23 protein-coding genes and 3 pseudogenes are annotated in these 23,258 nt (G+C 60.7%); 15 read left to right on the top strand and 11 right to left on the bottom strand.

What is annotated here, in order from left to right:
- Window positions 1–11: 11 nt before the first annotated feature.
- Window positions 12–3,371, bottom strand: a complete 3,360-nt coding sequence (locus tag ACVIYL_RS23420) for an adenylate/guanylate cyclase domain-containing protein (protein WP_456779939.1) — start codon at window positions 3,369–3,371, stop codon at window positions 12–14.
- A gap of 286 nt (window positions 3,372–3,657) precedes the next feature.
- Here ACVIYL_RS23420 and ACVIYL_RS23425 point away from each other — a divergent pair, with 286 nt between their 5' ends.
- The 5 genes from ACVIYL_RS23425 to ACVIYL_RS23445 all read left to right on the top strand — a co-directional run bounded on the left by ACVIYL_RS23425 (window position 3,658) and on the right by ACVIYL_RS23445 (window position 5,926).
- On the top strand, window positions 3,658–4,479 hold the full coding sequence (locus ACVIYL_RS23425) for a DNA circularization N-terminal domain-containing protein (RefSeq protein WP_456779940.1): 822 nt from the start codon (window positions 3,658–3,660) through the stop codon (window positions 4,477–4,479).
- Between the two features lie 19 nt (window positions 4,480–4,498).
- A complete protein-coding gene (locus tag ACVIYL_RS23430) occupies window positions 4,499–4,828 on the top strand; it encodes a hypothetical protein (RefSeq protein ID WP_456779941.1) in 330 nt (109 codons plus the stop codon).
- 3 nt (window positions 4,829–4,831) lie between these two features.
- Window positions 4,832–5,236 carry a phage baseplate assembly protein gene (locus ACVIYL_RS23435; RefSeq protein WP_456779942.1) on the top strand — a complete coding sequence of 135 codons (405 nt, stop codon included), beginning with the start codon at window positions 4,832–4,834 and terminating at the stop codon, window positions 5,234–5,236.
- A gap of 84 nt (window positions 5,237–5,320) precedes the next feature.
- Window positions 5,321–5,554: a Flp family type IVb pilin gene (locus tag ACVIYL_RS23440; protein ID WP_456779943.1), complete on the top strand. Its 234-nt coding sequence runs from the start codon at window positions 5,321–5,323 to the stop codon at window positions 5,552–5,554.
- Window positions 5,555–5,746: 192 nt separating this feature from the next.
- The gene (locus tag ACVIYL_RS23445) at window positions 5,747–5,926 is read left to right on the top strand and encodes a hypothetical protein (protein WP_456779944.1); all 180 of its coding nucleotides are present in this window, start codon (window positions 5,747–5,749) and stop codon (window positions 5,924–5,926) included.
- A gap of 316 nt (window positions 5,927–6,242) precedes the next feature.
- Here the strand turns inward: ACVIYL_RS23445 and ACVIYL_RS23450 are convergent, their stop codons facing one another.
- From ACVIYL_RS23450 to ACVIYL_RS23465, 4 genes and pseudogenes are all read right to left on the bottom strand, one after another.
- Window positions 6,243–6,503, bottom strand: a complete 261-nt coding sequence (locus ACVIYL_RS23450; RefSeq protein ID WP_456779945.1) for a hypothetical protein — start codon at window positions 6,501–6,503, stop codon at window positions 6,243–6,245.
- A 991-nt stretch (window positions 6,504–7,494) separates the two neighbouring features.
- On the bottom strand, window positions 7,495–7,722 hold the full coding sequence (locus ACVIYL_RS23455) for a hypothetical protein (RefSeq protein ID WP_456779946.1): 228 nt from the start codon (window positions 7,720–7,722) through the stop codon (window positions 7,495–7,497).
- Between the two features lie 1,096 nt (window positions 7,723–8,818).
- Window positions 8,819–9,445, bottom strand: a pseudogene (locus ACVIYL_RS23460) (transposase); the annotation flags it as partial.
- 279 nt (window positions 9,446–9,724) lie between these two features.
- Window positions 9,725–9,967, bottom strand: a complete 243-nt coding sequence (locus ACVIYL_RS23465) for a hypothetical protein (protein ID WP_456779947.1) — start codon at window positions 9,965–9,967, stop codon at window positions 9,725–9,727.
- Between the two features lie 194 nt (window positions 9,968–10,161).
- On the opposite strand from ACVIYL_RS23465, the pseudogene ACVIYL_RS23470 reads away from it, so the two are divergent.
- Window positions 10,162–10,350, top strand: a pseudogene (locus ACVIYL_RS23470) (cold-shock protein).
- Between the two features lie 78 nt (window positions 10,351–10,428).
- Here the strand turns inward: ACVIYL_RS23470 and ACVIYL_RS23475 are convergent.
- Window positions 10,429–10,629, bottom strand: a complete 201-nt coding sequence (locus ACVIYL_RS23475) for a hypothetical protein (RefSeq protein ID WP_456779948.1) — start codon at window positions 10,627–10,629, stop codon at window positions 10,429–10,431.
- A gap of 306 nt (window positions 10,630–10,935) precedes the next feature.
- On the opposite strand from ACVIYL_RS23475, the gene ACVIYL_RS23480 reads away from it, so the two are divergent.
- From ACVIYL_RS23480 to ACVIYL_RS23495, 4 genes are all read left to right on the top strand, one after another.
- Window positions 10,936–12,252, top strand: a complete 1,317-nt coding sequence (locus ACVIYL_RS23480) for an ISNCY family transposase (RefSeq protein WP_456779949.1) — start codon at window positions 10,936–10,938, stop codon at window positions 12,250–12,252.
- 739 nt (window positions 12,253–12,991) lie between these two features.
- Window positions 12,992–13,315, top strand: a complete 324-nt coding sequence (locus tag ACVIYL_RS23485; protein WP_456779950.1) for a hypothetical protein — start codon at window positions 12,992–12,994, stop codon at window positions 13,313–13,315.
- A 498-nt stretch (window positions 13,316–13,813) separates the two neighbouring features.
- Window positions 13,814–13,984: a YegP family protein gene (locus tag ACVIYL_RS23490; RefSeq protein ID WP_456779951.1), complete on the top strand. Its 171-nt coding sequence runs from the start codon at window positions 13,814–13,816 to the stop codon at window positions 13,982–13,984.
- A 107-nt stretch (window positions 13,985–14,091) separates the two neighbouring features.
- Window positions 14,092–14,274 (top strand): YegP family protein, encoded by a 183-nt coding sequence (locus ACVIYL_RS23495; protein WP_456779952.1) that lies wholly within the window; start codon window positions 14,092–14,094, stop codon window positions 14,272–14,274.
- Window positions 14,275–14,294: 20 nt separating this feature from the next.
- On the opposite strand, the gene ACVIYL_RS23500 is transcribed toward ACVIYL_RS23495, so the two are convergent.
- On the bottom strand, window positions 14,295–14,549 hold the full coding sequence (locus ACVIYL_RS23500) for a hypothetical protein (RefSeq protein ID WP_456779953.1): 255 nt from the start codon (window positions 14,547–14,549) through the stop codon (window positions 14,295–14,297).
- Here ACVIYL_RS23500 and ACVIYL_RS23505 point away from each other — a divergent pair.
- The gene (locus tag ACVIYL_RS23505; protein ID WP_456779954.1) at window positions 14,539–14,970 is read left to right on the top strand and encodes a hypothetical protein; all 432 of its coding nucleotides are present in this window, start codon (window positions 14,539–14,541) and stop codon (window positions 14,968–14,970) included. The genes ACVIYL_RS23500 and ACVIYL_RS23505 overlap by 11 nt on opposite strands.
- Before the next feature lie 146 nt (window positions 14,971–15,116).
- Here the strand turns inward: ACVIYL_RS23505 and ACVIYL_RS23510 are convergent.
- A pseudogene (locus tag ACVIYL_RS23510) lies at window positions 15,117–15,380 on the bottom strand (site-specific integrase); the annotation flags it as partial.
- Here ACVIYL_RS23510 and ACVIYL_RS23515 point away from each other — a divergent pair.
- The 3 genes from ACVIYL_RS23515 (at window position 15,370) to ACVIYL_RS23525 (ending at window position 17,164) form a co-directional block, all read left to right on the top strand.
- Window positions 15,370–16,260 (top strand): nodulate formation efficiency C protein, encoded by an 891-nt coding sequence (locus ACVIYL_RS23515; RefSeq protein ID WP_456779955.1) that lies wholly within the window; start codon window positions 15,370–15,372, stop codon window positions 16,258–16,260. The pseudogene ACVIYL_RS23510 and the gene ACVIYL_RS23515 sit on opposite strands and share 11 nt — an antisense overlap.
- 133 nt (window positions 16,261–16,393) lie before the next feature.
- Window positions 16,394–16,714: a hypothetical protein gene (locus ACVIYL_RS23520; protein WP_456779956.1), complete on the top strand. Its 321-nt coding sequence runs from the start codon at window positions 16,394–16,396 to the stop codon at window positions 16,712–16,714.
- A 9-nt stretch (window positions 16,715–16,723) separates the two neighbouring features.
- Window positions 16,724–17,164 (top strand): hypothetical protein, encoded by a 441-nt coding sequence (locus ACVIYL_RS23525; protein WP_456779957.1) that lies wholly within the window; start codon window positions 16,724–16,726, stop codon window positions 17,162–17,164.
- Window positions 17,165–17,218: 54 nt separating this feature from the next.
- Here ACVIYL_RS23525 and ACVIYL_RS23530 read toward each other — a convergent pair whose 3' ends face one another.
- Window positions 17,219–18,967 carry a recombinase family protein gene (locus tag ACVIYL_RS23530; protein WP_456779958.1) on the bottom strand — a complete coding sequence of 583 codons (1,749 nt, stop codon included), beginning with the start codon at window positions 18,965–18,967 and terminating at the stop codon, window positions 17,219–17,221.
- 152 nt (window positions 18,968–19,119) lie between these two features.
- Here ACVIYL_RS23530 and ACVIYL_RS23535 point away from each other — a divergent pair, with 152 nt between their 5' ends.
- The gene (locus ACVIYL_RS23535) at window positions 19,120–20,466 is read left to right on the top strand and encodes an IS5 family transposase (RefSeq protein WP_456779959.1); all 1,347 of its coding nucleotides are present in this window, start codon (window positions 19,120–19,122) and stop codon (window positions 20,464–20,466) included.
- 694 nt (window positions 20,467–21,160) lie between these two features.
- Here the strand turns inward: ACVIYL_RS23535 and ACVIYL_RS23540 are convergent.
- Together ACVIYL_RS23540 and ACVIYL_RS23545 are read right to left on the bottom strand one after the other, a co-directional pair.
- Complete coding sequence (locus ACVIYL_RS23540; RefSeq protein ID WP_456779960.1) at window positions 21,161–21,307, bottom strand: hypothetical protein; 147 nt, start codon at window positions 21,305–21,307, stop codon at window positions 21,161–21,163.
- Window positions 21,308–21,421: 114 nt separating this feature from the next.
- A complete protein-coding gene (locus tag ACVIYL_RS23545; protein ID WP_456777614.1) occupies window positions 21,422–22,738 on the bottom strand; it encodes an ISNCY family transposase in 1,317 nt (438 codons plus the stop codon).
- Window positions 22,739–23,258 lie beyond the last annotated feature (520 nt).

Below are 23,258 nucleotides of genomic sequence, written 5' to 3' on the forward strand. Positions count from 1 at the left end.
TCCAGGCCGAATTACTGCAGTTGGTCGAGCAGCGCCTTTGCTTGCTTTAAATCCTGCGTTTCAAAACCCTCGGCGAACCAGGCGTAGATGGGCGCGAGCAGATCGAGCGCTTCATTGCGTCTGCCCTGATTGATCCACAAGGCGCCGAGGTCAACTGCAACTCGAAGTTCAAGGGCCTTGGCGTGTTGGCTTCTTGCAGTTGTCAGTGCGCGCTCGAACAGTGATTGCGCCTCAGCGCAGGTTCCCGGTACGTCATCGAAGAGCAGCACACGCGCCTTCAGTCGATACAGTTCGGCCTCAAATATCCGCTCGCTATTGCGGCTGGTTGTGGCAAGACCTTGTTCGATCAGCTCGAGCGTGGCTTCGCGCTGACGGCTCGACAACAAGGCCGGGCTCAAGAGAATGTATAAGGCCGTGATGCCGAGCTGATAGCCCGCGTTGCGATATTCGTTCATCGCAGCCTGGATTTCCGCGAGCGCGGCGGACGAAGGATCGAGAAAGCTGGCACTTATCCCCCGAACGGCGCGCGCCAACCCTCTCCATTGGCGGAATCCGTGCTCCTCCGACAAGGCGAGACAGCGTTCGGCGTAACCGTGCGCAGCCAGGAACTCGCCCCGAAGAGCGTGGAGAACGGACGCATAGTAGCATCCATAGGCCTGCGAATGCGGATGACCGATGACGTCGGCACGCCGAACGGCGGCATCCAGTCGTGCGAGTGCGGTATCGGGGCGGCCCAGCAGCCAGAGCGCCCATGACATCAGGGCAAGGTCGGCCACGCCCGCATCCTGGCCGGCGGCACGCGCCGCCAATCTGTCCTGCTCGTGGCTTGCCTCGAATGCTTCGAAAGCCCGAACGATCACTTCGTCGGCTCCTTCGAGATGTCCCATGAAAAGGCGAATCATCCCTTGCCCGCGCATTGCGTTGAGCAACGTTGGTCGATCGCCCCGCGCCGCCGCGAGATCGAGCAGCGCCGAGATCATTTCCTCGGCGACCGGCAACTCACCACGAATGACGCTCGCGGTAGTCAGCCAGAACATGATTTGCAGGTGCTCGGGAGGATCTCCAAGGCGCTGGCACAGCTCGCGCGCACGCGTGAAGGTCGCCACGGCCTTGGGCGAGGCCGGGCCCTGGGTGGCGATGAGGCAGGGCCCGAGCGCGTACTGAAAATCAAGCTCCAGCCTGTCCTTCGTTGGACCGTCGGCCAAATGCGCCGAGACCTCGATGCCTTTGCGCAAGTGTGCGATGGCTTCGAGGTTGGCGGAGCGCATGGCCGTCTTCTTGCCTGCCTGGAGCCAATATTCCGCTGCCTTTTCGAGCAGTCCAGCCTCCGTCAGGTGGAGCGCGAGAGTCTCGGGTTGAGCCTCCACGATCTCCGGAAACCGCTGCTCGAAGACGTCAGCGATGCTGGCATGCAGCGCTGCGCGTCGGCTCTTCAGAAGTCCCGATTCGGCGGCGTCCCGCACGAGCGCATGCTTGAAGGTATAGATCGCCCGGGGTATCTCACCCCGGCAGAATATCAACTCCGCCCGAACCAACTGGGCAAGCGCCTCCTCAAGCGTCTGCCTCGGTAACTTGGTAACGGCGCTCAGCAGTTCGTAGGAGAACTCGCGACCCACAACGGCGCCGATCTGAGCCACGTACTTCACCGGAGCCAATCGGTCGAGTCTGGCCATCAGCGATGCGCTCAATGTCGCGGGAATCGCCATCGAGGGTAACGGACGGCTGAGCATGTAGTGGTCGTCTCGCTCCTGCAACAGCCCGGTTTCGAGCACGGCCTTCGTCAGTTCCTCCACGAACAAGGGCACGCCATCGGTACGGGCGAGGATTTGGTCCATGACCTCCTCTGGGAGGGTCTTGCCGGCCGTGACGCGCTCGACCAATGCCGCCCCGTTGCGCCGGTTCAGCCGCGTAAGTGAGACCGTTGTCACATGTGCATGACCAGGCCAGGGGGGCGTGAACTCCGGTCTCGCGGTGATGAGCATCAGCACCGGAAGTCGCGGCACCTTTTCCAGTGTAACCGTGAGCAGCTCCAGCGAAGTCGGATCCGCCCAATGGGCATCCTCAAAGATGATCAGCATTGGCTGCCGCGCCGCCAATGCGCCGAGCTGAGCCAAGAACGCTGCCAGCGTCATCTCCTTGCGCTTCTGCGGACTCAACTCGGGCTGGCGGTAGCGGTCGCTGACCGGAAGCGACAGAAGGTTGGCCAGAGCCGGCACCAGAGAGTCTGGGTCAGCGCCAGACCGCAACAGCAGGGCTTCAAGCTTGGCACACTTCTCCGTCGGCGTTTCGCCTCGCTCGAACCGGGCAGCATGCTCAAGATTGGCGATGAATGGATACAGCGCACTGTTGGTGTGGTGCGCCGAACAGAAATGGCGCAACGTAATGTGTGGTTCCACGCTGAGCCGTTCTTGAAGCGCCAGCGCGATGTGCGACTTACCGATACCTGGCTCTCCTGTTAAAACCACCACGCAGCCTTCGCCTGACGCGGCATGCTGCCAGCGCCGCGACAGCAGCTCGATCTCCTCGTCACGCCCGATGAGCGGTGTCAATCGCGTCTTGTGCTGCGCCTCGAAGCGGCTTTCCACTCCGCTTATCCCGAGCACGTGCCAGGCAGGTATCGGCTCGGCCCATCCTTTAAGTGCGATGGAGCCGAGACAACGGAATTCGAAGTATCCATCGGTGAGCTGGTACGTACGCTCGGAGATCAGCACCGTACCGGGCTCGGCGAACTGCTGCAGGCGAGCAGCCAGGTTCGGTGTCTCACCAATGACCGCCTGCTCCTTGGCTGCGCCTTCCCCGGTCAGATCACCCACGACTACCATGCCGGTGGCGATGCCAACGCGGATCTGTAGCTTGGTGCCGACATCTGACTGGAGGTTGGCCACGGCATCGACCAGTGCCAGCCCCGCGCGTGTCGCCTGCTCGGCATCATCCTCGTGCGCCTGGGGATAGCCGAAATACGCAAGCACGCCGTCCCCCATGTATCGCGCGATGACACCCTCATTACGGGCGATGACCTCCGCGATACAGCCGTGATAGGCGCCGATTACCGAGCGCAAGTCCTCCGGATCAAGTCGGGCCGAAAGTGCGGACGATCCTACCAGATCGCAAAACATGATCGTGAGTTGGCGCCGCTCGGCGCTACCGCGTGGCGCTGGTTTCGCCCCGGTTTGACCTGATGCTAGGACATCACCCTTAAGTTCTGCGATCGCGCGCAGTATCTTGCGCCGGTGCCCAAGCAGGACGCCAAGGTCCTTGAGGTCCTGTTCGGTGAGGTCGCTGAGGACCGAGAGATCGATGGCGTTCTCGGCGAAACGCTGGGCGTACTCTCCCAAACCGATCGATGCGAGCCACTCTGCAGTACCTATCATGGTATACCTATGGCTTGTGCAATGAGAGCATCGTGGAGAGGCCCGAGAAGACACATCCGTCGACGGAGGCCCGATCGCGGACTTCTTGCTCAACTTAACACAGCAGCCCCAGGCGAAAAGTTGACGCTGCCAAGCGATATCTGTTCGAGGTCACGAGCGGTCATGCTCTGACTGATCGCAAGATTTCCGCTTGGTCGCCAGAGGCGACATCTACGCCTTTATGAGTACCCCTAAGGGTCATATGGCGAATATTTTCGACGTGCCATCGGCATGGCGCGATCAGCCCATGCCTGCGTCCTACAACGACGCGCGCTTTCACTGCGAGGTCAACACGCGAGAGAGCGGGCGGCGGATCGTCGAGCACGAATTCCCGAAGAAGGAGCTGCATTACGCCGAGGACATGGGCCGACAGGCGCGCGAGTTCAATGTGCGCGGCTATTGCATCGTCTATCCCTACGACAGCGAGATCCTCCTGTTTCGGCGCGACTACCGGCAGGCGCGCAATCTTCTGATCGACGTGCTGGAGGCCGAACGTCCGGGCGTCCTGCAGCTGCCGACCCAGCCGCCGCAGATCGTCGTCTGCTCGCGCTACCGAATCACGGAGGAAGAACGGTTCGGCGGCTATTGCGCCTTCGTACATGACGTTCCTCGAGTACGGCATCGATCCGCGGCGCTGGGCGCCATCCGTCGACACTGCGGGCGCGCTGACCAGCGCCGGCGAGAACATGCGCGCCCAGGCGCTGCGCGTTCTGTCGCGGGAGTCCCTCACCGCAGCGGGGGTCGAAGCATGAACCGGCAAGCCGCCTCCGAGGCCGCCGCGCTGGTCGACCGCATGCTGGAGAACCTCATCGCGACGGTGCCGCCAAAAGGCCGCGCGGGGTCAGAGGCACGCAGCGCCATCGGCGACACCCGCGCCAATGCGATGAAGCTCGCCGTTGCCGACGAACTCGGCCCGCCGCTCGATCTCTGCTTCAACATAACGTGTCTTTACGGCGTGACGCTGCAGCAGATTGAAAGTGTGCGCGCGCAGCTCGATCAGGAGACACCGCCTCGCTCGGCGCGACGCTGGTCAAGAACGCGCCTGCATTCGATTCTGCCTCGCGACTGAGGGCGCGATCATCGCGAGCATGTCGTTCGTCAGTCGACAGGACGTCGTCGCCATCAAGAACGGACTGCAGCAACCCTTCGCCGACGCCGAGGAAATCGCGGCCGACGACATGGACTCGATGAGCTGTCAGGCTCTGGTCCGGCTGCATGCGGCGATCACCAATCATCTGATCGAGACCGCGCGGCCGTTGCCGCGGATGCTCAAGCACCGGTTCGCCGATGTGCTGCCAATCTTGGTGCTGGCCTATCGACTCTATGACGATGCTTCGCGCGCCGACGAGGTCCGCGACGAAAACAAGATCGTCCATCCCGCGTTCAGCCCGATCACCGGGCAAGCGCTATCGGCCTGATCGATGCCGAAGCCCCAAGAGATCGAGGTCCTCAACGTCAACGGCATCAAGTTCGACGATTGGGACTCGGTCTGGGTGCAGAAGCAATGGGCCGAGGCGGTTCACTGGTTTCGGTTCACGGCGGCGGAGCGCGACATGCTGGTCGCCGCTGCTCAAGGCAAGGTGCCGCTGTGGACGCGGCTGCAGTTCAAGCCCGACGAAGCCTGCTCGATCATGCTGGCGGGGCAGCTCGCGATCACCGGGTTCATCGAGACCCGGCAGGTCGCCTATGACGCGCACCAGCATGGCGTGATGCTGATCGGCAAGAGCGCCACGGCGCAGGCGGCCAAGTCGAGCGTCGACCACAAGACCGGCAACTTCGACAAGAAGAACGTCGTCCAGGTGGCGCAAGAGGTCATCTCCGCCTAGGACGTCGGCAAGAACGTCATCGGCTCGCGGCGGCCACTCGCGAACAGGTGCGGCTCGTGCTCGCCGAGACGAAGCGCGCTCGCGATGCCGAATGCGAAGTCATCACTTTCTCCGGATCGGATGAGACAGCGCCGGCCGCTGCGCTTGCCGGCAACGGGTGCTGTGATCCTGCCCCTTGCCCGCGATCAGCGCGGCGTCACCCCGATTGAGTACAGCGTGCTCGCGGCCGGCATCGCTCTCGCGATCGTTGCCATCGTCTCCAACGTCGGCGGAACGCTCGGCAACGCCTTCCAAAACATCGCTGCTTACCTGGGCTGAGGGCACCCCATGGAGAGCAAAGAGATCATTCGGGTGACAGCAGCTGAGTTCATTGAGGCGGTTCGCGCCCGCCTCGTTCAGTACATCGAAAAGCACATAGGAGCGTCAATTGATGGCCGGTTCATTGGTGAATACGAGGCGACGATATCCGGGGCTCCCATCCGTGTCGTTTCGGCTTGAGGAGGCAGGGACATGTCCATCACGCCAGAGCGCCAAGCGCTACTTGCTGAGGTCTGGACGGTTCTCACGGCGGCTCGCGATCTCGGCGATATCGTTACGCAGTTGGTTGTGCGCCGGATTGTGGACGCTCACTTGAGCAACCGTCAGCCCCTTGCATCGGATATCGAAGTGATCACGACGTACTTCCGCTGAGCACATCAAGTCATTGAAGTTTGACGGGGCCGGCCGCTGCGCCGGCCTCTCGTTTTTGGTCGAATCACTCCGAACTGATAGAGTGGACAATCCGAACGATCGAGGTGCGAAGCATGATTGCCATGAGAGTTTTCGAGCGCAACGGGCACCGATGCCTAGAGAAGGTCCGACAAACCGGCCCACAAAGCTTCGAGCTTGCGGGGTACACTGCCGAGCCATACGGCGGACCTTACGTGCGAGGTCTGACATTATGGGACCTTCTGATATGGGCCACTGCTCATCCCGACCAAGTGACATTGATCCCGGCGGCTGCCCGCTAATTTGTGCCGCGCGGTCGGACAGGTCGCCACGTGCGCGACATCAGCGGATCGTTGCGATCATCGTATATGGGCACAAGCTCGCCAGCCTTCAGCCCAAGGCCCTTCAAATCGGCTTCGCGGAGTTCGGAATTCACGATCGTTGCGTCACCGGCGCTGGCAGCCAATGAGGCTTTCACGGCTTCCGCCTGATCAGCCATAGCGACGGCGTAAGTTACATATCGAACCTTGCCGTCTTTGACGACGCCGACCGAAACCATCCATCCTGCTGCCATCTCAGTTCTGATCTATCAAAGAGAGCTTCTGTTTTCGAGGCGGCGGCCTAAGTGACGGCCTAGTGGCTTGAAGCTTCTCAATCGCGGCAAGTACGGCGCTCTTTGTGATCTTTCCCCGAGAGTATTGTTTGACTGCCACTATGGCGTTCTTCAAAGCCTCTTCCCGTGTCATGCCATGATCTCCACAGTGCTTCGCCGTGAGACCCACGGCACGACAGAAGAGAAGCGCGGGTGTTTGGAGGAACCGCCCGCGCTAGCAGGCTTGACGGCTCGCAGGGGTAGCGCGAATGCATAAGCAGCCAAGCCCGTGTACGTCTCTGAGCAACTCGCGTGCCAGACGATCATGATGCCACGCGCTCGGCTGATCATCGCGCCGTCAGAAAAAGCGCACGGACGGCGGGGGCCGCCGCCGACCGTGCGAGTTGCGATGCGAGGCTTGGCCCTCACGAGGTCAGTCAGTAAGAGACCAAGCCATGCATGGCTCAGCAACCCGCGTGCCAGAAGATCAGAAAGAGGACGGGAAGCAAATTGCGCGCTATCAACAGCACGCCAGCTACTCGTGCGGCTTCCGAACGCGCATGTCGTCAACCTGACGCGGTTGAACGGGATCGGACGTGTACGGCTAATGACGCCGCCGTACGCGGCTGAAAGCGAGGTCCCGCCGCGCGCCAGTCATTTCGGGAACCTCTTTCCTTTCCTCCGCGCCGCAGGTTGGGCTAGGATCGCAATCTCACGAGGGCGGACGGGTGACGAAGGAAATGCTGATCAGCGTTGAAGGGCGGCCGGCGATGCTGTCACGGCTCAAACGCATCGAGGAATGGCGCTGGACGCGTCTCCAGCGGTTGCTAGCTGATCCTGCCCGAGACGATGAGAGAGCAATTCGGGCCGCACGCCACTTTCGCGAAGTTGGGGCGCGTCGCGTGGCCGTTGAGCGCGGGGTCATCTAAGCCCTCATCGTGGCGCGCGTCCCGGACCGTCAACCCGAGCCTTTCGGTTTACGTGTCGGGCTTGGGTAACGCGCCGAGCCTTTAAGTGCATCTCGCTGCGCCCGGGCAAAGGTTCGGTCCAATAGCGGTCTCGCCGCGTCTCCGAAACGAGCAATCGCCCGCTTCCGGAACGTCTTGAATGCTGTAAACGGTTCTTCCTTTTTGAGGCAGTCCGAGGCCAGTTTTTGAAGTCCCCGTTCGAGATCATCCGTTGCCATTGTGGTCATCCTCCTCGGCTCGCGCGATCCGGGGCCACGACCCGCCCAGCACTGATGGCCACAAGCATACTATCGAGGATTTTGAGCCCATGACCTCCGTAGCATTCCGGGAACCTCTTCCCTCCGTGCCGCACGTTGGGCTAGGCTCACAACCTTAAAGGGAGAGGCCGAAGTGACGAGGAAGAAACGGGTTAGCGTTGTAGAGGAGCCAGCGATCCTTGCACGACTTCGTCGCGTGGAGCAGTGGCGTAGGGCGCGGCTGCAACGGCTGTTGGGGCAAAGCCCTCGGGCTCGTGAGCAAGCCATCCGTGCAGGCCGTCTCTACCTCGAAGTCAGCACCCGCTGCATGGCTGCCGAGCGCGGCCTCATCAAGCTATGAATGCGCTCAGACTACGCACCCGTTAACGTTGGCGAGAGGGTTGTGGTGACCGAACTCATTGCATGAATGTTGCGACGGCTAAGATGGCGAGCGAAGCCAGTCCCAGCAAAATGACCCAAGCCATGTACGGGAGGTCGCCGCGCACTACACACCTCCAGCACCCTGAACGGAGCGTCCACCTCCAACACAAGCGGGCGCTCTATGTCCCGCAACCTGGCACAGCAATACAAGTCCCACACGTACCGGCTTGCGTAGGGCCCCCGCGCATTTAGACGCACGGTGTAACGTTGGCGAAAGGAGGTTTCCGAAACTTCGGGCTTTCATAATTTTTCAGATTTAGAGATTATTTTTCAGATTTAGAAATTTTCGCCTGAAAATGAAAGCGAGCTAGTTCGGCGGGAACACTAGCGCCAAGTCAGATGATCTGACCTCGCACATCGTCCGGGATGCGATTCCAGACCCGCTCCGGTCAAGATCGATGATCGGCCAACGCGGCGCTGCCGCCCTCGCGGTAACGCTCATCGCATCGAAACGCGTCAGGGCGCCACGATACGCTGTGGCATCGAGGCCATCACACTTGCACGGATGGGTAGCGATCACCGATTCAATTCTTCGAAGGCAACTTCGTTGCCGTGACATATTCCCATCCCCAGGCGAGCTAGTCCCATAGTTGAGTGCAGTAGCAGGTGTGGCGTATTATGGTGCCGTCCAGCTACTCCGGTTGAACTGTTTGGCATGAGCGTAACGGCCCGCCATCATCGCCGCGGCTTTGGCCACGCGAGAATAGGATTGCCGCAGCCTGACGCCGTGCTTCCTCGCCAGGCGGTTCAGCCCCCGGATCGCGGCATGCAGCAGTTTAGCGTCGGTCGGGAAGCTGATCGCCTTCGGTTGCACTGTGGTGTCGACCGTGACCCGCTTGAGGTCCTGGCTGCGTAACGCACCGGCCTCGTGCGCCACCCGAAGACTCTCGGCCAACAACCGCTCCAGCTTGTCGCCGAGCCGCTTGCGCCAATGGCTCAGGTCCGAACGCTCGTGCGGGAAAACGTGCTGGAAAAACTCTTCGCCGGTGAAGAACTGGAAGTACGGATCGTGCACCCAGCGCTCGCACACCCCCTCATCGGACAGTCCGTAAATGTGCTTGAGCAACAACAGCCCGATCATGAAGCGGGTCTCGATCCCCGGCCTGCCGTTCTCGCTGTAGAGCGGGGCGATCTCGGCGTCGATCCATTCCCAGTCGATCTTGCCGGCAAGCAGAACCAGCTCGTGCTTCATGTTGATGATCTGGTCCAGCCGTGCCCGGAACAGATCGTTCGATCCTGTCGTCTTGTGCTTCTTCGGTCGCATCGTCCCTCCGATGCGCCACAGAAGCACGGTTCACAACGGAGAGGAATCCACAAAACGAAATTGCAAGGTTTGCGGCGCCCAAGCCTCAAATCCCTGCAATCTCAAACGACGTCAAATCCCAAAAACAGACTCCCGCTCAATCGCTTACAGGCTTGTTCACAGCCGACTAACCACCGATGATGAAGGGCGCGATGTGTGGATGCGAGCGCCTTGGGACACCATCAGCCATTTTGCGTGCGTGATCGAGGAGCGGCGCCAGGATTATGCAAATCTGGCGCTTTAACGAGGACAGCGTTGACCTTGCGAGCCAGGCTGGTCGAGCCGGCCCTGCCGAGCAGTATTCCCAGCCCCACGCATCTGGTTGTCGAGGTCACGTCGCAGATCCACCAGCTTGTTTCGAGCCAGCATCGACCGGATTTCCCAGCTCTCCGTCCCCTTCAGGGCAGCCTCCCGGTACCATCCCATGCGAGCCATTTCAGCCAACCCCTTGGCATCGTTCTGATCCGACTTGTTGATGCGCATTCGATGACGCCGCGTGAGTTAGCCGGAGAATGTTGGCAGTCGCACGCGGTTGTCCGCTTGCGTCCATTGTCGTCGCTCGATGCTCAACATCCCTGTAGGATTAGCATTTTCGGTCCGGCGCGCCAGTTGCTCTGTTCGCGGCACCATTACCCACCGGCGTACGGACTGGACGCGGCGGCAAAGGAAGTGATCGTATGGCAACAGGTAATGATCAAAAGGGGTACGGATTTATTGCTCCAGATGACGCGGAAACGACGTTTTTGTCCCCATTAGCGCCGTAGAACGGGCTGGACTCTCTGGTTTGGCAGAAGGCAAAGATTTCTTACGAAGTCAAAGTCGACCCCAAGCGCGGCAAAAGCAGCGCAGAAAACCTGCGGGTCTGATCACGTCCGCCGGTGATAGGTCTCCAGAAAATTGCCAAGACGAAGAGGCTGCGTTCTTTTCAGAGATGACGCAGCGAATTAGGAGTTCGGCACATCTTTAAACTGTTCGCCGTCTTTTGCGTCTATATCCGCGTCGGGCTTTCGATCGTAAGTGCAATAGGCCACGGCAGCACGGTTTGCAGGTTGGTTGTCCGCGCTTTCGGGAGGAGCTTGAGCAATTCGGATTTGCAAGGCCGAGCGCAGCTCGTGGGCGCGAGAACCCAAGGGATCGCGGGCCATTCCTTATCGACCAACGTGTCTCCCGTCCGCGTCGACTTTGCAAGCGTTCTAAGAGCGCGCGATTTCGTCGCGCCCTGAGTAGAACATGACTGTTGCAACCGTATGGGTTGTGTGCAACCGTAGGTTTGAGCCTGAAAAACCCGAGATTAGCATCAATGGACCAACTGTGCCAACAGCGCCGCTGGCAGCGTGTCAGTAGCTCGTGATCTGTCGCCTGTTTGTAGCTCGTGAAGTGTCGTGTTTTCGGTGCTCCGGAACAAAGGGGGCGCGATGGGCACGGCATCCATTCACGAGGGTGTACGACGGATGCGGTTTTCAGATTTGCTGGATCGGACGGAGGCGAAGGAACTGACGCAGGAGGCAGCATCGGAGGTTCTTGGGATCAGTGTTCGGACGTTTCAACGCTGGGCGGAGCGCTATGAGGCGGAGGGCGACGACGGGCTGGTCGACCGCCGGCTGGGGCGTCGTTCGCCACGGCGGGCGCCGGAGGAGGAACTGGAACGAATGCTTGCGCTGTACCGGGACAAGTACGCGGACTTCACGGTGAAGCACTTCCACGAGCAGATGCAAAAGCGGCATGATTATGTGCTGGGCTATACGGTGACGAAGCTGGCGCTGCACGCGGCAGGGCTGGTGCGGAAGGCTCCGAAGCGTTCGGCGCACCGCAAGAAGCGGCCGCGGCGGCCGCTTCGGGGCATGCTGCTGCACCAGGACGGATCGCGCCACGTTTGGATCGAAGGCCTGCCCGCGAGGGACCTGATCGTCACGATGGACGATGCGACGAGCGAGATCTACTCGATGGTGCTGGTCGAGGAAGAAGGAACGGCCTCGACCTTCCAGGCCTTGCGCGAAGTGATTGGCGAGCATGGCCTGTTCTGCGCGCTCTACACCGACCGCGGCAGCCATTATTTCCTGACCCCAAAAGCTGGCGAGAAGATCTCGAAGACGCAACAAACCCAGGTGGGACGGGCTTTGTCGCATCTTGGGATCGAGCATATCGCAGCCTATTCGCCGCAGGCGCGCGGGCGCTCCGAGCGGGTGTTCGGCACCTTGCAGGACCGGCTGCCGAAGGAGCTGCGGCTTGCCGGGATCACGACGGTTGAGGCTGCCAACGCGTGGCTGAAGGCGCATTACATCCCCGGGCACAACGCCGCGTTTGCGATCAAGCCCGAACAGGAAGGCTCGGCATTCGTGGCCGACCGGCATGAGGCCTGGCGCGAGGCGCTGTGCGTGATCGAGGAGCGAACCGTCGCCAACGACAATACCGTTGCATGGAACGGTCGGCGGCTGCAGTTGCCGGAGAGCCGGCTAAGACCTCACTTCGTCAAGGCCTTGGTGCGGCTACATGAGTATCCCGATGGCACCGTCAGCGTGTTCCTTGGACCGCATCGATTGGCGAGGTTTGCGCCTGACGGACAGCAGATCAGCCCCGACGCGCTTCAGCCTGGCGGCGTGCTCGGAGCCGTCAAGGACAAGCCCTGGCGGGCGCGCAAGCGCGCGTCCTTGACCGCTCCTGCGCGCGCCGCCGTCGAGACAGCGCGGGTCGGGACGGAGAAACGGGCTTCAAGTCGAACAAAGAAACTCACCCACAGGGCTAAAACCGCCACAACAGCCGTGGCATGATCAATCAGGGAAAGCCGTCCCCGCCTTCCGGCTCCCCTGCAAATCAGAAACGAAGGCGACAGATCACGAGCTACAAAAACACGACATCTTCACCCGCTACGGACACAGCGCCGCTGGCAGCGCCGCTGGCGGCAGCGCCGCTGGCGGGACGGTGCGCCCATGTCCAAGGGGCATCCGAAAAGCACATTGCCAGTTCACGATTGCGGTTTCTGAGCCCCCGGCAGGCAGTCCTGCTACCGGCATCAGAGCTAAAAGCAAAATCCATGAACCATCAGCGAATCTCGCGCCGCGCCGTGGCGATCGCTCGCGTCTGCAGCCTCGAAGTTTTGCACGATAACGAAGCATCTCAACAGAGGGCCGACCGGTTGCTGGCGCCGCACAAGCGGCGCAGCCGTTTCGAGGATGACCCGTGGCAGCAAGAGGAAATATCCGTCGATTTGCGACGGCGTTCAAGTTGAAGGTTACCAAGCGAGCCGAAGAAGGTGAAGGCGTTCTGCCTGTGGCCCGCAAGCGTGGCCGGCAAAGCATGGATCAGCCGCGCTCGCGCCGTCTCCGCAACCCTGACGAGGTCTGACGGCGCAAGCGCTGTCACCCTGCCATGGGCGAGTTCAGAAACTGCCGGCGTGTCTGCCGCCGAATGCCCTTTAGGGCACCGAAGCATCAACACAACGGCGCTGTACGTGAAGGTCGCGGCCTCGCAGCTAGCTGAGGTCACGCTCCCCTTTCCGGGAGGTGCCGCATGACCGCCTTCGCCGCATTCCTCGGCGACAAGGTCGAGCGCCACATCGATCTGCGCCGCTCCCTCGGCTATGCCTTCAACAAGCAAGCCGGCACGCTGCGGGCTTTCGTTCGCTACGTCGAGCGATCTCAGCTGGGTGCGCCCGGCACCCGGACGATGGTGCTGGACTTCGTCCTGTCGTTCGGTGGCGCCGCCGACAGCCGCGCGGTCCGTCACGGCGTGCTCCGCCAATTCTACGAGTACCTGGTCGTCTACGACCCCCAGACCGAGGTCTTGGAGCGGGCGGCTGAAGCGCGCCGGGCTGTAGCAAACACGCGGTCTTGAATGGCACTTACTGCAAGGGTCACGTGCTTGACGCGCGGTCATTTTGATAGAGCGCCGAATCCGGCGGAGCGCGGTGAGCCCGCGCCAAGTCGGCTTCAACGTCACTGATTCCACCGGTCCAGGTTTTCTGAAGTACTCGTTAGCGATCAGCCCTTCAGGGTCCGTAGCATCGCTCCAACGAGACGCCCGACGTCGCGGTCTGGATTGAGTTATTTGCGGTTCTTGGACTCGATCTTGGAGTGAAGCCGGGCGAGCCGGCCAGTAATAGCGCTTCAGTTGCTGTGGTGATGGCCGTTCGATTGCTGATGTTGTGGTATCCCGCGCGCTTTATCGCTATGCGCATCGTATTGGAGATCGGGCGTGCGTGCGTGCCCGATCTGACCGCTAAGCGGCGGAAGCGTGATCGCTAACCGTGGGCCTACCGCTTCGGATAGGGGGTGTACGTCCACCGAGTATGCTCGAATAAGCGCTCCGAAATGACTATCGTCGGAGACCGACATGTATTTCCACCTGTATCAAGACGGGCGTCAGGAATGGCGTTGGACATTGTACGCGGGGAATAACCATAAAATTGCCAACTCTGGCGAAGGCTATCGCCACAAGACTGATGCTGTCGCTGCCATTGGGCTGGTCCAAGGTACGAACGACAACACTCCGGTCAAGGAATGAAACCCACCGCTGAACGGCCGCACACTGCTGTTTCTGATAGGGGGTGTAAGTCGCCGAATGTGGTCAAATGAGAGGACTGCGGAACTGACCGTTGTCGGAGACTTCCAATGTATTTCGAACTCTACCGGGACGTGCGTGAGCAGTGGCGTTGGAGGCTGCACGCGGCGAATGGGCCGAGTATCGCCAACTCTGGTGAAAGCTACCGCAACAAGAATGATGCTATCACTGCCATTAATATAGTCCAAGCTACAAATGACAAGACCCCGATCCAGGAAGAAGTCAGCCGCTGACATCGGTGATGGCTGCGACGTTAGCAGCCACTGAATGCGGTAATCTGCGCAGAAAACAGGCCGGGCGCGTCCATCATGCCCGAGCAACGTCGCTCAACCGGAAGCGCATCACGCGTGCTGCCAACGTCACTGGCTGCGGATACGGCGGCCATTTCTTCGCGTTGTCGAAGAATCAATGTTTCAGCGTGCAGCAGTTGTTTATCGGTGATGTAGCGTTCCGGGCCGGGCTGTTCACCGGTGTTGGCAAACACGATCGGGCGGACGATGACCGGCAAGGCCGGGAGCAGGGATGATGCCAGGGCGAGCCTGGACAGTTTCCTTTCGTGCGTAGAAGTGCGCGACAATGCTGTAAGGCGCACAAAATGCGGCAACACTTCGCTAACATGCAAAGGGTCGGGCAAATTTGCCCTGCCTGATGAAGAAATAGCGATCGTTGCTGCGATTAGCGAGCGCATCACCAACGAGATGCTAGCCGAGATCACGGAGCGAAACGCCGGCTTTCTCGGCTATGCCCAAAACGGGCTGAAGATGCTCAGGCGGCTGGAGAAGGCGCCGGATGAGATGAAGGTCCTGCTCTCGGGTTTCGTCGAACAGGCAGAAAAGCTCCGCGAAGAGAAGCCGGACGACGTGATAGGGGCAATGGAGACATTGCTGTCGGGCTTCCTTGAAGAGAGAAAGCGGAAGCTGAAGGGCTAGGACCTTTCGGGACGCTAAGGTCGCGTCAGTTCCCGCGCTCGGTGACGCCGGCCTGGCTCGGCAGTGGGCCTCGCATGGGTCGGCATGCACGGGAGCGATGGGGCAGAGCAGGCCGAGCGTGCCGGCGATGATAAGGGCGCGACAGTTCACGCGGCCTGCTTCAACGTATCGTTGGCCTTTTTCTTCTTGAGCAGCGCCCGAACGAATCTGTCCCACTTGGCCATGCCGGCGCGCTTTTCGACCATATAGTGCCAGCGGTCGTAGTGCTTGGAGCTGACGTCCTGGAGGGCGTGGTTTTGGAGGCGATCGCGGATTTCCTTCGGTACACCCGCCTTGCCGGCGAGCGTTTTGAAAGTCCGGCGGAGATCGCGGTTCGTTGTGGCTGGAAAATGCACGTCCTTGTTCTGTCTCGGCCTCCTGCTGATCGGCTTCGCCGACCTGGCCGTCACAAACAGCAGTGTTCGCGCCAACGACAAACCCCTCGTTCACAGAGTCAAATCGACGTGGCGAGCGCAAAACGGTGAAACCGTCGAACAAATTATCTCCAAGGTCTCGAAAGTAGCGCACCTGGTCCGGCGAGCCTGGGGCGTCGCTGGAGGAGCCGACGCAAGCGAGTATGTTTTCTTATCGTGGACCAGGCACCACGACAATCGATCACATGAAGAGTACGTCATCACATGGAAGTTTTCCCCTGAGGGGACGCCCAAGATCGCCTCGACATATGCCAAGCCGATGGAATTGGGCTGGCGGGCTTTTGCCCTCTCATTGATTGCGGCTGAGGTTACTGACCGCGAAAAGGTCGTGAACCTTCGCTTTCTACATGATCCGGCCAATTTCAACTTCGTGACGACCCCGCAAGGCAAGCTAGGCGATCTGCTTAAGCATGGCCGTTGCACGATCGTAGAACCTGTTGGTGTGGATTATTTGCCGAAGGTGGATGAGACGCAGATTGCGAAAGGTGATCTGTGGCGGGTTTTGCTTTTGGTGAACTGCGATATTCCAGGGCCTGACTACCTTACCCGCAAGGGGGTCATTACGTTCGAGAAGCGCGAGGGACAAGATTGGGTGCGCGGCGGCGATCAGGGTGAGACTTCGTATTGCCTCACATATCGATGCTCCCGAGTGCGATGGGTTGCCTCATTTATTTTGCTCCCGGCTTGGGTTGAGGAGGAGGCCGGGTGCGGAGATGGCCGGGGTTTCGGAGCGCCCGGCCTCCTCCGCTGGCACCTGGCACATCATTGGGGTGTTGTGACCTCATACTCCGGAAGGCAATGCGCGCTCTCATCCTGATTGTCGCGCTATAATTGGGAGCCGCAATCGTTCTTTGCCCGGCGCATAGCGACATTCCCCCCGGTCTCCTGGTTCGGTCACATAGAGCAGGATGATCTGGACGCGCTGGAGAGGGCGCGAAAGGCCTCGGAAAATGAACGCAGAGAACAATTTCGCGGCGCGGCTCCTTGACGCCGGACGCCTCGCGGCAATCGCACGTATGTGTGGCCTAGGGGCGGATGTTTCATATTATGTCGACGAGGCGCTCAAGGAGCTTTGGCGAACGAGATCGCCCGAAGAAGCAAAAGCGATCGCAGAGCGCTGGGTCTTATGGGACGCAAAAGGGAAACCCTGGCCTCGCATGCCCCCACTGGAAAACGTCGTCCCGTTCAATCGCACCGGCTCGACAGCGACATCGGTCGTGACGCCGCCTCTGACGCCCTTGCAGACAATCCGCGACTGGTTCGAGAAGTAGGATGAACAGGTGCGACACGAGATCGCCGGCATGGCGGCACTTTTGATCTTTGAAGGTAGCGGTCTTCTCGACTTCAGCAGCGAAGAGTGGTGCGACTATTTCCGGAGGTGGCTGAATGAGACCGGACTGCCAAGCCATACCGTCATTGGCCGCGCTTTGACGTTCTGCACCTGCTTTGAGTATTTCGGCGAGAGCAGGTTTACCAAAGCAGGGTGGACGCGGTCCGAAGAGGCAGCTGTTAAAATTCTTGAAGATGCGAACCTCGACTCAAACTCCGCAACGGCGCATCTCGTACCAATTGCCCAGAAAATGCTGGATACCTTACCCGCGCGGAAAAGCAGTTGGATCGAAGTGGGTAGGTCCTGGAGAAAACTGGCGGGCTCCAATCTCACAACCCGGGCTCTCAGGGTTTGGAGTGCCTCGCAGGTGGGGTCAAAGCATGGGCTTTAGCCGCGTCGATGGCTCGGCGCTGCGGTAGCGGCATCGACCCAAGCGGTCGAGCGGTCAATGTCTGAACGGCCCTGTCGCGCGCAAGACTATCGCCAGCTGACTTCGCCGCAAGCCAAATCGCGCAGGCTTACCTTTCAGGCGAACGAGACCGAGCAACCGATAGGCCCTCGACAGTCTCCCGAAATGATGCGCGACGGTCGCCGACCAGGGCAACTCCGGATCATCATTGATCAAACGTGCGGAAATGGCTCCCTCGCGATCCACGAGGCGCTTGAGTCCCAGCAGAAGATCATCTGTGCGGTAGCCAAGCTTGGGGCGCTGGCCGGGGTGGCGGCGCTGCCGGCCGACTGTCTTGCCTTCGCGCTTGCGCTGGCAGGCAGCCAGCATGAGTTGCGAATGTGTCTCGAGTGGCAGCCTGGCCAAGGCCTTTGCTTGGGTGAGAGAACCAAATCGCTTCACGAAATAGTAGGCGCCGGGCGTCTCCTCGTCCCGGTCAAGAAGATTGAGCGTGACATATCCATACTTACCATGCAGTCGGCGCAGGGCTTGTAGAAGCTCCGCGTCACTCCAGTGGACGCCCTGGATATAGTCGTCACCGCCGCCATCTTTCCGGCGTCTCCATCCGTCGCGCTGTATCTCGCTGTGGTTTGGAACTGGCAGGCCCGCCTTGCGAAGGGCATTCCCAAGAGAGCCGAACCGAGCGCGGATATGCCTCGGACATGGCAGGTCCGGGCAGCGTTCGATCAGTCGGTTCGAGATCCGACCTCTCGTGGAATGAAGCCCCCGTAGCCCTGTGATAACCGCGGCCTCCGTCCAGTATCTGCCGTTGTTCCCAAAAAGCATCCTGCTCGCGGGATCGTAACCAGCAGCGACATAGGCGGCACGAAGCGAGCCAAAGTGACGATCGACAGTGTCCGCGGAGGGGGCTCCCCTGGAGCGGTTGAGCAATCGCTGGGAGAGATGGCCTTTCTTTTCAAGCAGCTGCTTGAGTGAGGCGATGATCGTCTCCTGGTTCCACGGCCGATTGCCGACAATCAAGCGCTCTTGCGCCTTGCGGAACAGTGCCGGCGGTACGATCGGCTCGAATGACTGAAAACGCGTCCATGTCGATTCGGGGTTTCTTACGGCGTGACCCTGTAGGCGCTTGCTCGTGACATTGTAAGTCATCCTGCCCACGCAGAGTTCGCTGACGAGGATTCGGTGAATGGTCACCTCCGACAGCGCGCGGCCACCATGGCCCTTCACACCAGCCTTCGCCAGGCGCCGGGCAATCTCATAAATCGACAATTTGTCCTGCACGTAGAGCCTGAATATGCGCCGGATCACCTCGAGTTCGTCGGCTGGACCCGGCACTACCACCACTTTGTCGTTGCTGAGTGCTTTGTGCTCGCCTCTATTCAGGAGCTGTCGCGGGTTGCGCTTGGCGTCCACAAGCAGCCGTCTGAAACCGTAGAGCAGAGCGCCGCCCTGGCGAAAGCCGAGTTGCGCTTGATGCCGATGCGCCCGCAACAGCTTTACCGACAGCTCGCGACTGTATTCGCTCGCCATAACCCGCTTCAGGTGCTCGACGATCGTTGTGATCGGGGTGACATCCTCTCCGAACGGTTCGCCGCAGTAGACGACGCGCACACCGGCTTGGCGGCATAGAAACTCGTAGTGGCCAGCTTGGTCGGGATTCTGAAACCGGCCCCATCGGCTGACATCGAGAACCAGAATAGCGTCGAACGCGCGCGGCGTCGCAAGCGCATCGCTGAGCAGTTGTTTCGGCGCGTCTCGGCCTTTCAGTGAGTCGGCTGTGAACAAGCCTGTAAGCGATTGAGCGGGAGTCTGTTTTTGGGATTTGACGTCGTTTGAGATTGCAGGGATTTGAGGCTTGGGCGCCGCAAACCTTGCAATTTCGTTTTGTGGATTCCTCTCCGTTGTGAACCGTGCTTCTGTGGCGCATCGGAGGGACGATGCGACCGAAGAAGCACAAGACGACAGGATCGAACGATCTGTTCCGGGCACGGCTGGACCAGATCATCAACATGAAGCACGAGCTGGTTCTGCTTGCCGGCAAGATCGACTGGGAATGGATCGACGCCGAGATCGCCCCGCTCTACAGCGAGAACGGCAGGCCGGGGATCGAGACCCGCTTCATGATCGGGCTGTTGTTGCTCAAGCACATTTACGGACTGTCCGATGAGGGGGTGTGCGAGCGCTGGGTGCACGATCCGTACTTCCAGTTCTTCACCGGCGAAGAGTTTTTCCAGCACGTTTTCCCGCACGAGCGTTCGGACCTGAGCCATTGGCGCAAGCGGCTCGGCGACAAGCTGGAGCGGTTGTTGGCCGAGAGTCTTCGGGTGGCGCACGAGGCCGGTGCGTTACGCAGCCAGGACCTCAAGCGGGTCACGGTCGACACCACAGTGCAACCGAAGGCGATCAGCTTCCCGACCGACGCTAAACTGCTGCATGCCGCGATCCGGGGGCTGAACCGCCTGGCGAGGAAGCACGGCGTCAGGCTGCGGCAATCCTATTCTCGCGTGGCCAAAGCCGCGGCGATGATGGCGGGCCGTTACGCTCATGCCAAACAGTTCAACCGGCACCAGCGACAGCTGCGCATCCTGCGCAGCCGGCTGGGCCGGATCATCCGCGACATCCGCCGCAAGATCGAGGGCCAGCCGGCACTGGAGGAGGCGTTCGCCCTCCCGCTTGGCCGGGCCACGCAGATCCGCTCGCAGCAGCAGCGCCAGCGCGGCTGGAAGCTGTATTCCTTCCATGCCCCGGAGGTGGAGTGCATCGGCAAGGGCAAAGCGGCCGCGCCTTACGAGTTCGGGGTGAAGGCCTCCATCGTCACCGACAATCGCCGCGCTCCCGGCGGCCTGTTCGTGCTGCACGCCAAGTCATTGCCCGACAACCCGTACGACGGTCACACCTTGCGGGACGTTATTGACCGCGCCGAGACACTCACCGGCTGCAAGATCGAGCGGGCTTATGTCGACAAGGGCTACCGCGGCCACGACGCGCAAAATCCCCGCCGCGTCTTCATCTCCGGCCAGAAGCGCGGCATCTTCGGCGCCATCAAGCGCGAGCTGCGCCGCCGCTCCGCCATCGAACCTATCATCGGACATCTCAAAGCCGAAGGACACCTCGGCCGGTGCTACCTCAAAGGACGCGCCGGCGATGCCGCCAACGTCGTCCTCTCAGCCGTCGGCCACAACTTCCGTCGCATCCTCGCCCGGTTCAGAGAACTTTTGTGCCTGTTGCTGGTCTCGCTATGGCGCACACTCAATTGTCCAGCTCGGCTTAATCCGCCTTCTTAACGGCCGACCAGTGAAAGACCGCTTTTGATGCGACCACGGCGTAGCCGTGCTGCATCGCATACTCGGCAATCGCGTTCTGCTGGTTTTCAGTCGAGTAGAGTTGGTTTTATTCCGACGACATGCGCAGGTATTGCGCCGCGCGCGTCTGACCGTTGAGAGGACGTGTGCTCATGATGCATGACGATGGAGCATGGAGCTCGCTCGTTGGCGTGGTTACCGGCTAAGAAAGCACGTACGATTGCGCCTCGCCGGAATCGACCGCTCGAACCAGCTGTGTCCTTCGTGCCTTACATCCCGGCCCATGCCATTTGGGCTCGATCGCGGAAGGTTACGCCCTGACGCGGCGTGAGATTCAAGCGGTTTCTGCTGGATTAATTCTCAGGTTCCGATCTCGGCGTCTCAATTGACACGAAACTCTGTTGGGACTGAAGGCAATGCATTCATTCAAGCAGTCGACACGCTCGTTGGCGTAGGATTTGGGAGTAGACGACTCACCGATGTCCGACGCTGGGATTGCGGGCGCGGCATGGGAAATGCCCCACACCGTGTCCGGTGTGGGGAGCCCTGGACGTTGCGCGTCACCGGCTCTCAAGGGCTTCGGCCGTCCGTAAGGATGGATCCCCTTGCCGCACCAGCGTGCCTTGCCGCTGCTCCGGGTTAGGAATTGCCCAGAGCTACCCGGATCGGGAGACGGTTACGGGCTGGCATCCTTGCGTTCGCGGATGACGAGCCGGCCGGCCACGGGTAGGGCAATCAGCTCGACGTTGAAGCCCTTCCCGTCGTCGTGGGGCCAGACACCGCCAACCTTCGTCCAAAATGCATTTTCGCCGTCGCCGGTCACGATGAAGGCTGTCCGTAGCGGGTGAAGATGTCGTGTTTTTGTAGCTCGTGATCTGTCGCCTTCGTTTCTGATTTGCAGGGGAGCCGGAAGGCGGGGACGGCTTTCCCTGATTGATCATGCCACGGCTGTTGTGGCGGTTTTAGCCCTGTGGGTGAGTTTCTTTGTTCGACTTGAAGCCCGTTTCTCCGTCCCGACCCGCGCTGTCTCGACGGCGGCGCGCGCAGGAGCGGTCAAGGACGCGCGCTTGCGCGCCCGCCAGGGCTTGTCCTTGACGGTTCCGAGCACGCCGCCAGGCTGAAGCGCGTCGGGGCTGATCTGCTGTCCGTCAGGCGCAAACCTCGCCAATCGATGCGGTCCAAGGAACACGCTGACGGTGCCATCGGGATACTCATGTAGGCGCACCACAGCCTTGACGAAGTGAGGTCTGAGCCGGCTCTCCGGCAGCTGCAGCCGCCGACCGTTCCATGCAACGGTATTGTCGTTGGCGACGGTTCGCTCCTCGATCACGCACAGCGCCTCGCGCCAGGCCTCATGCCGGTCGGCCACGAATGCCGAGCCTTCCTGTTCGGGCTTGATCGCAAACGCGGCGTTGTGCCCGGGGATGTAATGCGCCTTCAGCCACGCGTTGGCAGCCTCAACCGTCGTGATCCCGGCAAGCCGCAGCTCCTTCGGCAGCCGGTCCTGCAAGGTGCCGAACACCCGCTCGGAGCGCCCGCGCGCCTGCGGCGAATAGGCTGCGATATGCTCGATCCCAAGATGCGACAAAGCCCGTCCCACCTGGGTTTGTTGCGTCTTCGAGATCTTCTCGCCAGCTTTTGGGGTCAGGAAATAATGGCTGCCGCGGTCGGTGTAGAGCGCGCAGAACAGGCCATGCTCGCCAATCACTTCGCGCAAGGCCTGGAAGGTCGAGGCCGTTCCTTCTTCCTCGACCAGCACCATCGAGTAGATCTCGCTCGTCGCATCGTCCATCGTGACGATCAGGTCCCTCGCGGGCAGGCCTTCGATCCAAACGTGGCGCGATCCGTCCTGGTGCAGCAGCATGCCCCGAAGCGGCCGCCGCGGCCGCTTCTTGCGGTGCGCCGAACGCTTCGGAGCCTTCCGCACCAGCCCTGCCGCGTGCAGCGCCAGCTTCGTCACCGTATAGCCCAGCACATAATCATGCCGCTTTTGCATCTGCTCGTGGAAGTGCTTCACCGTGAAGTCCGCGTACTTGTCCCGGTACAGCGCAAGCATTCGTTCCAGTTCCTCCTCCGGCGCCCGCCGTGGCGAACGACGCCCCAGCCGGCGGTCGACCAGCCCGTCGTCGCCCTCCGCCTCATAGCGCTCCGCCCAGCGTTGAAACGTCCGAACACTGATCCCAAGAACCTCCGATGCTGCCTCCTGCGTCAGTTCCTTCGCCTCCGTCCGATCCAGCAAATCTGAAAACCGCATCCGTCGTACACCCTCGTGAATGGATGCCGTGCCCATCGCGCCCCCTTTGTTCCGGAGCACCGAAAACACGACACTTCACGAGCTACAAACAGGCGACAGATCACGAGCTACTGACACGGTCACGATGAAGGCTTCGTAACTTGGTTTCTTCGGTTTAGTCTTGCCTGTCATGGAATACTCCCGTTGATCATGCCGCGAAGTAGGGCGTTCGGGAGATAGAAACGGAATCTGCCGAACGTGCCGGCAAGCGGTTGATGTCAGTCTAAGGGCGGCGGTTGAGGGCGTAACGCCTTCACGCAACTGCCTGCCCAGAGGTGATGCAGGTGTGACACGATTCGTCTGATGAGACGTACGCCGTAGTCGTTGTGATCGTGCAGGCGTTTCATTCGAGCGTCATCGACTGCTGTTGATCAAAATCTGCGGTTCCGGGAACTGGTGGCCGGTACTTGCACCAAGCGTCTTGTTCTTTTGCTTTCTGGCTTGTCTGGTCAACGACGGCGATCGTCGGAAACCTGACGTG

It is taken from the genome of Bradyrhizobium sp. USDA 3315, from assembly GCF_054056795.1.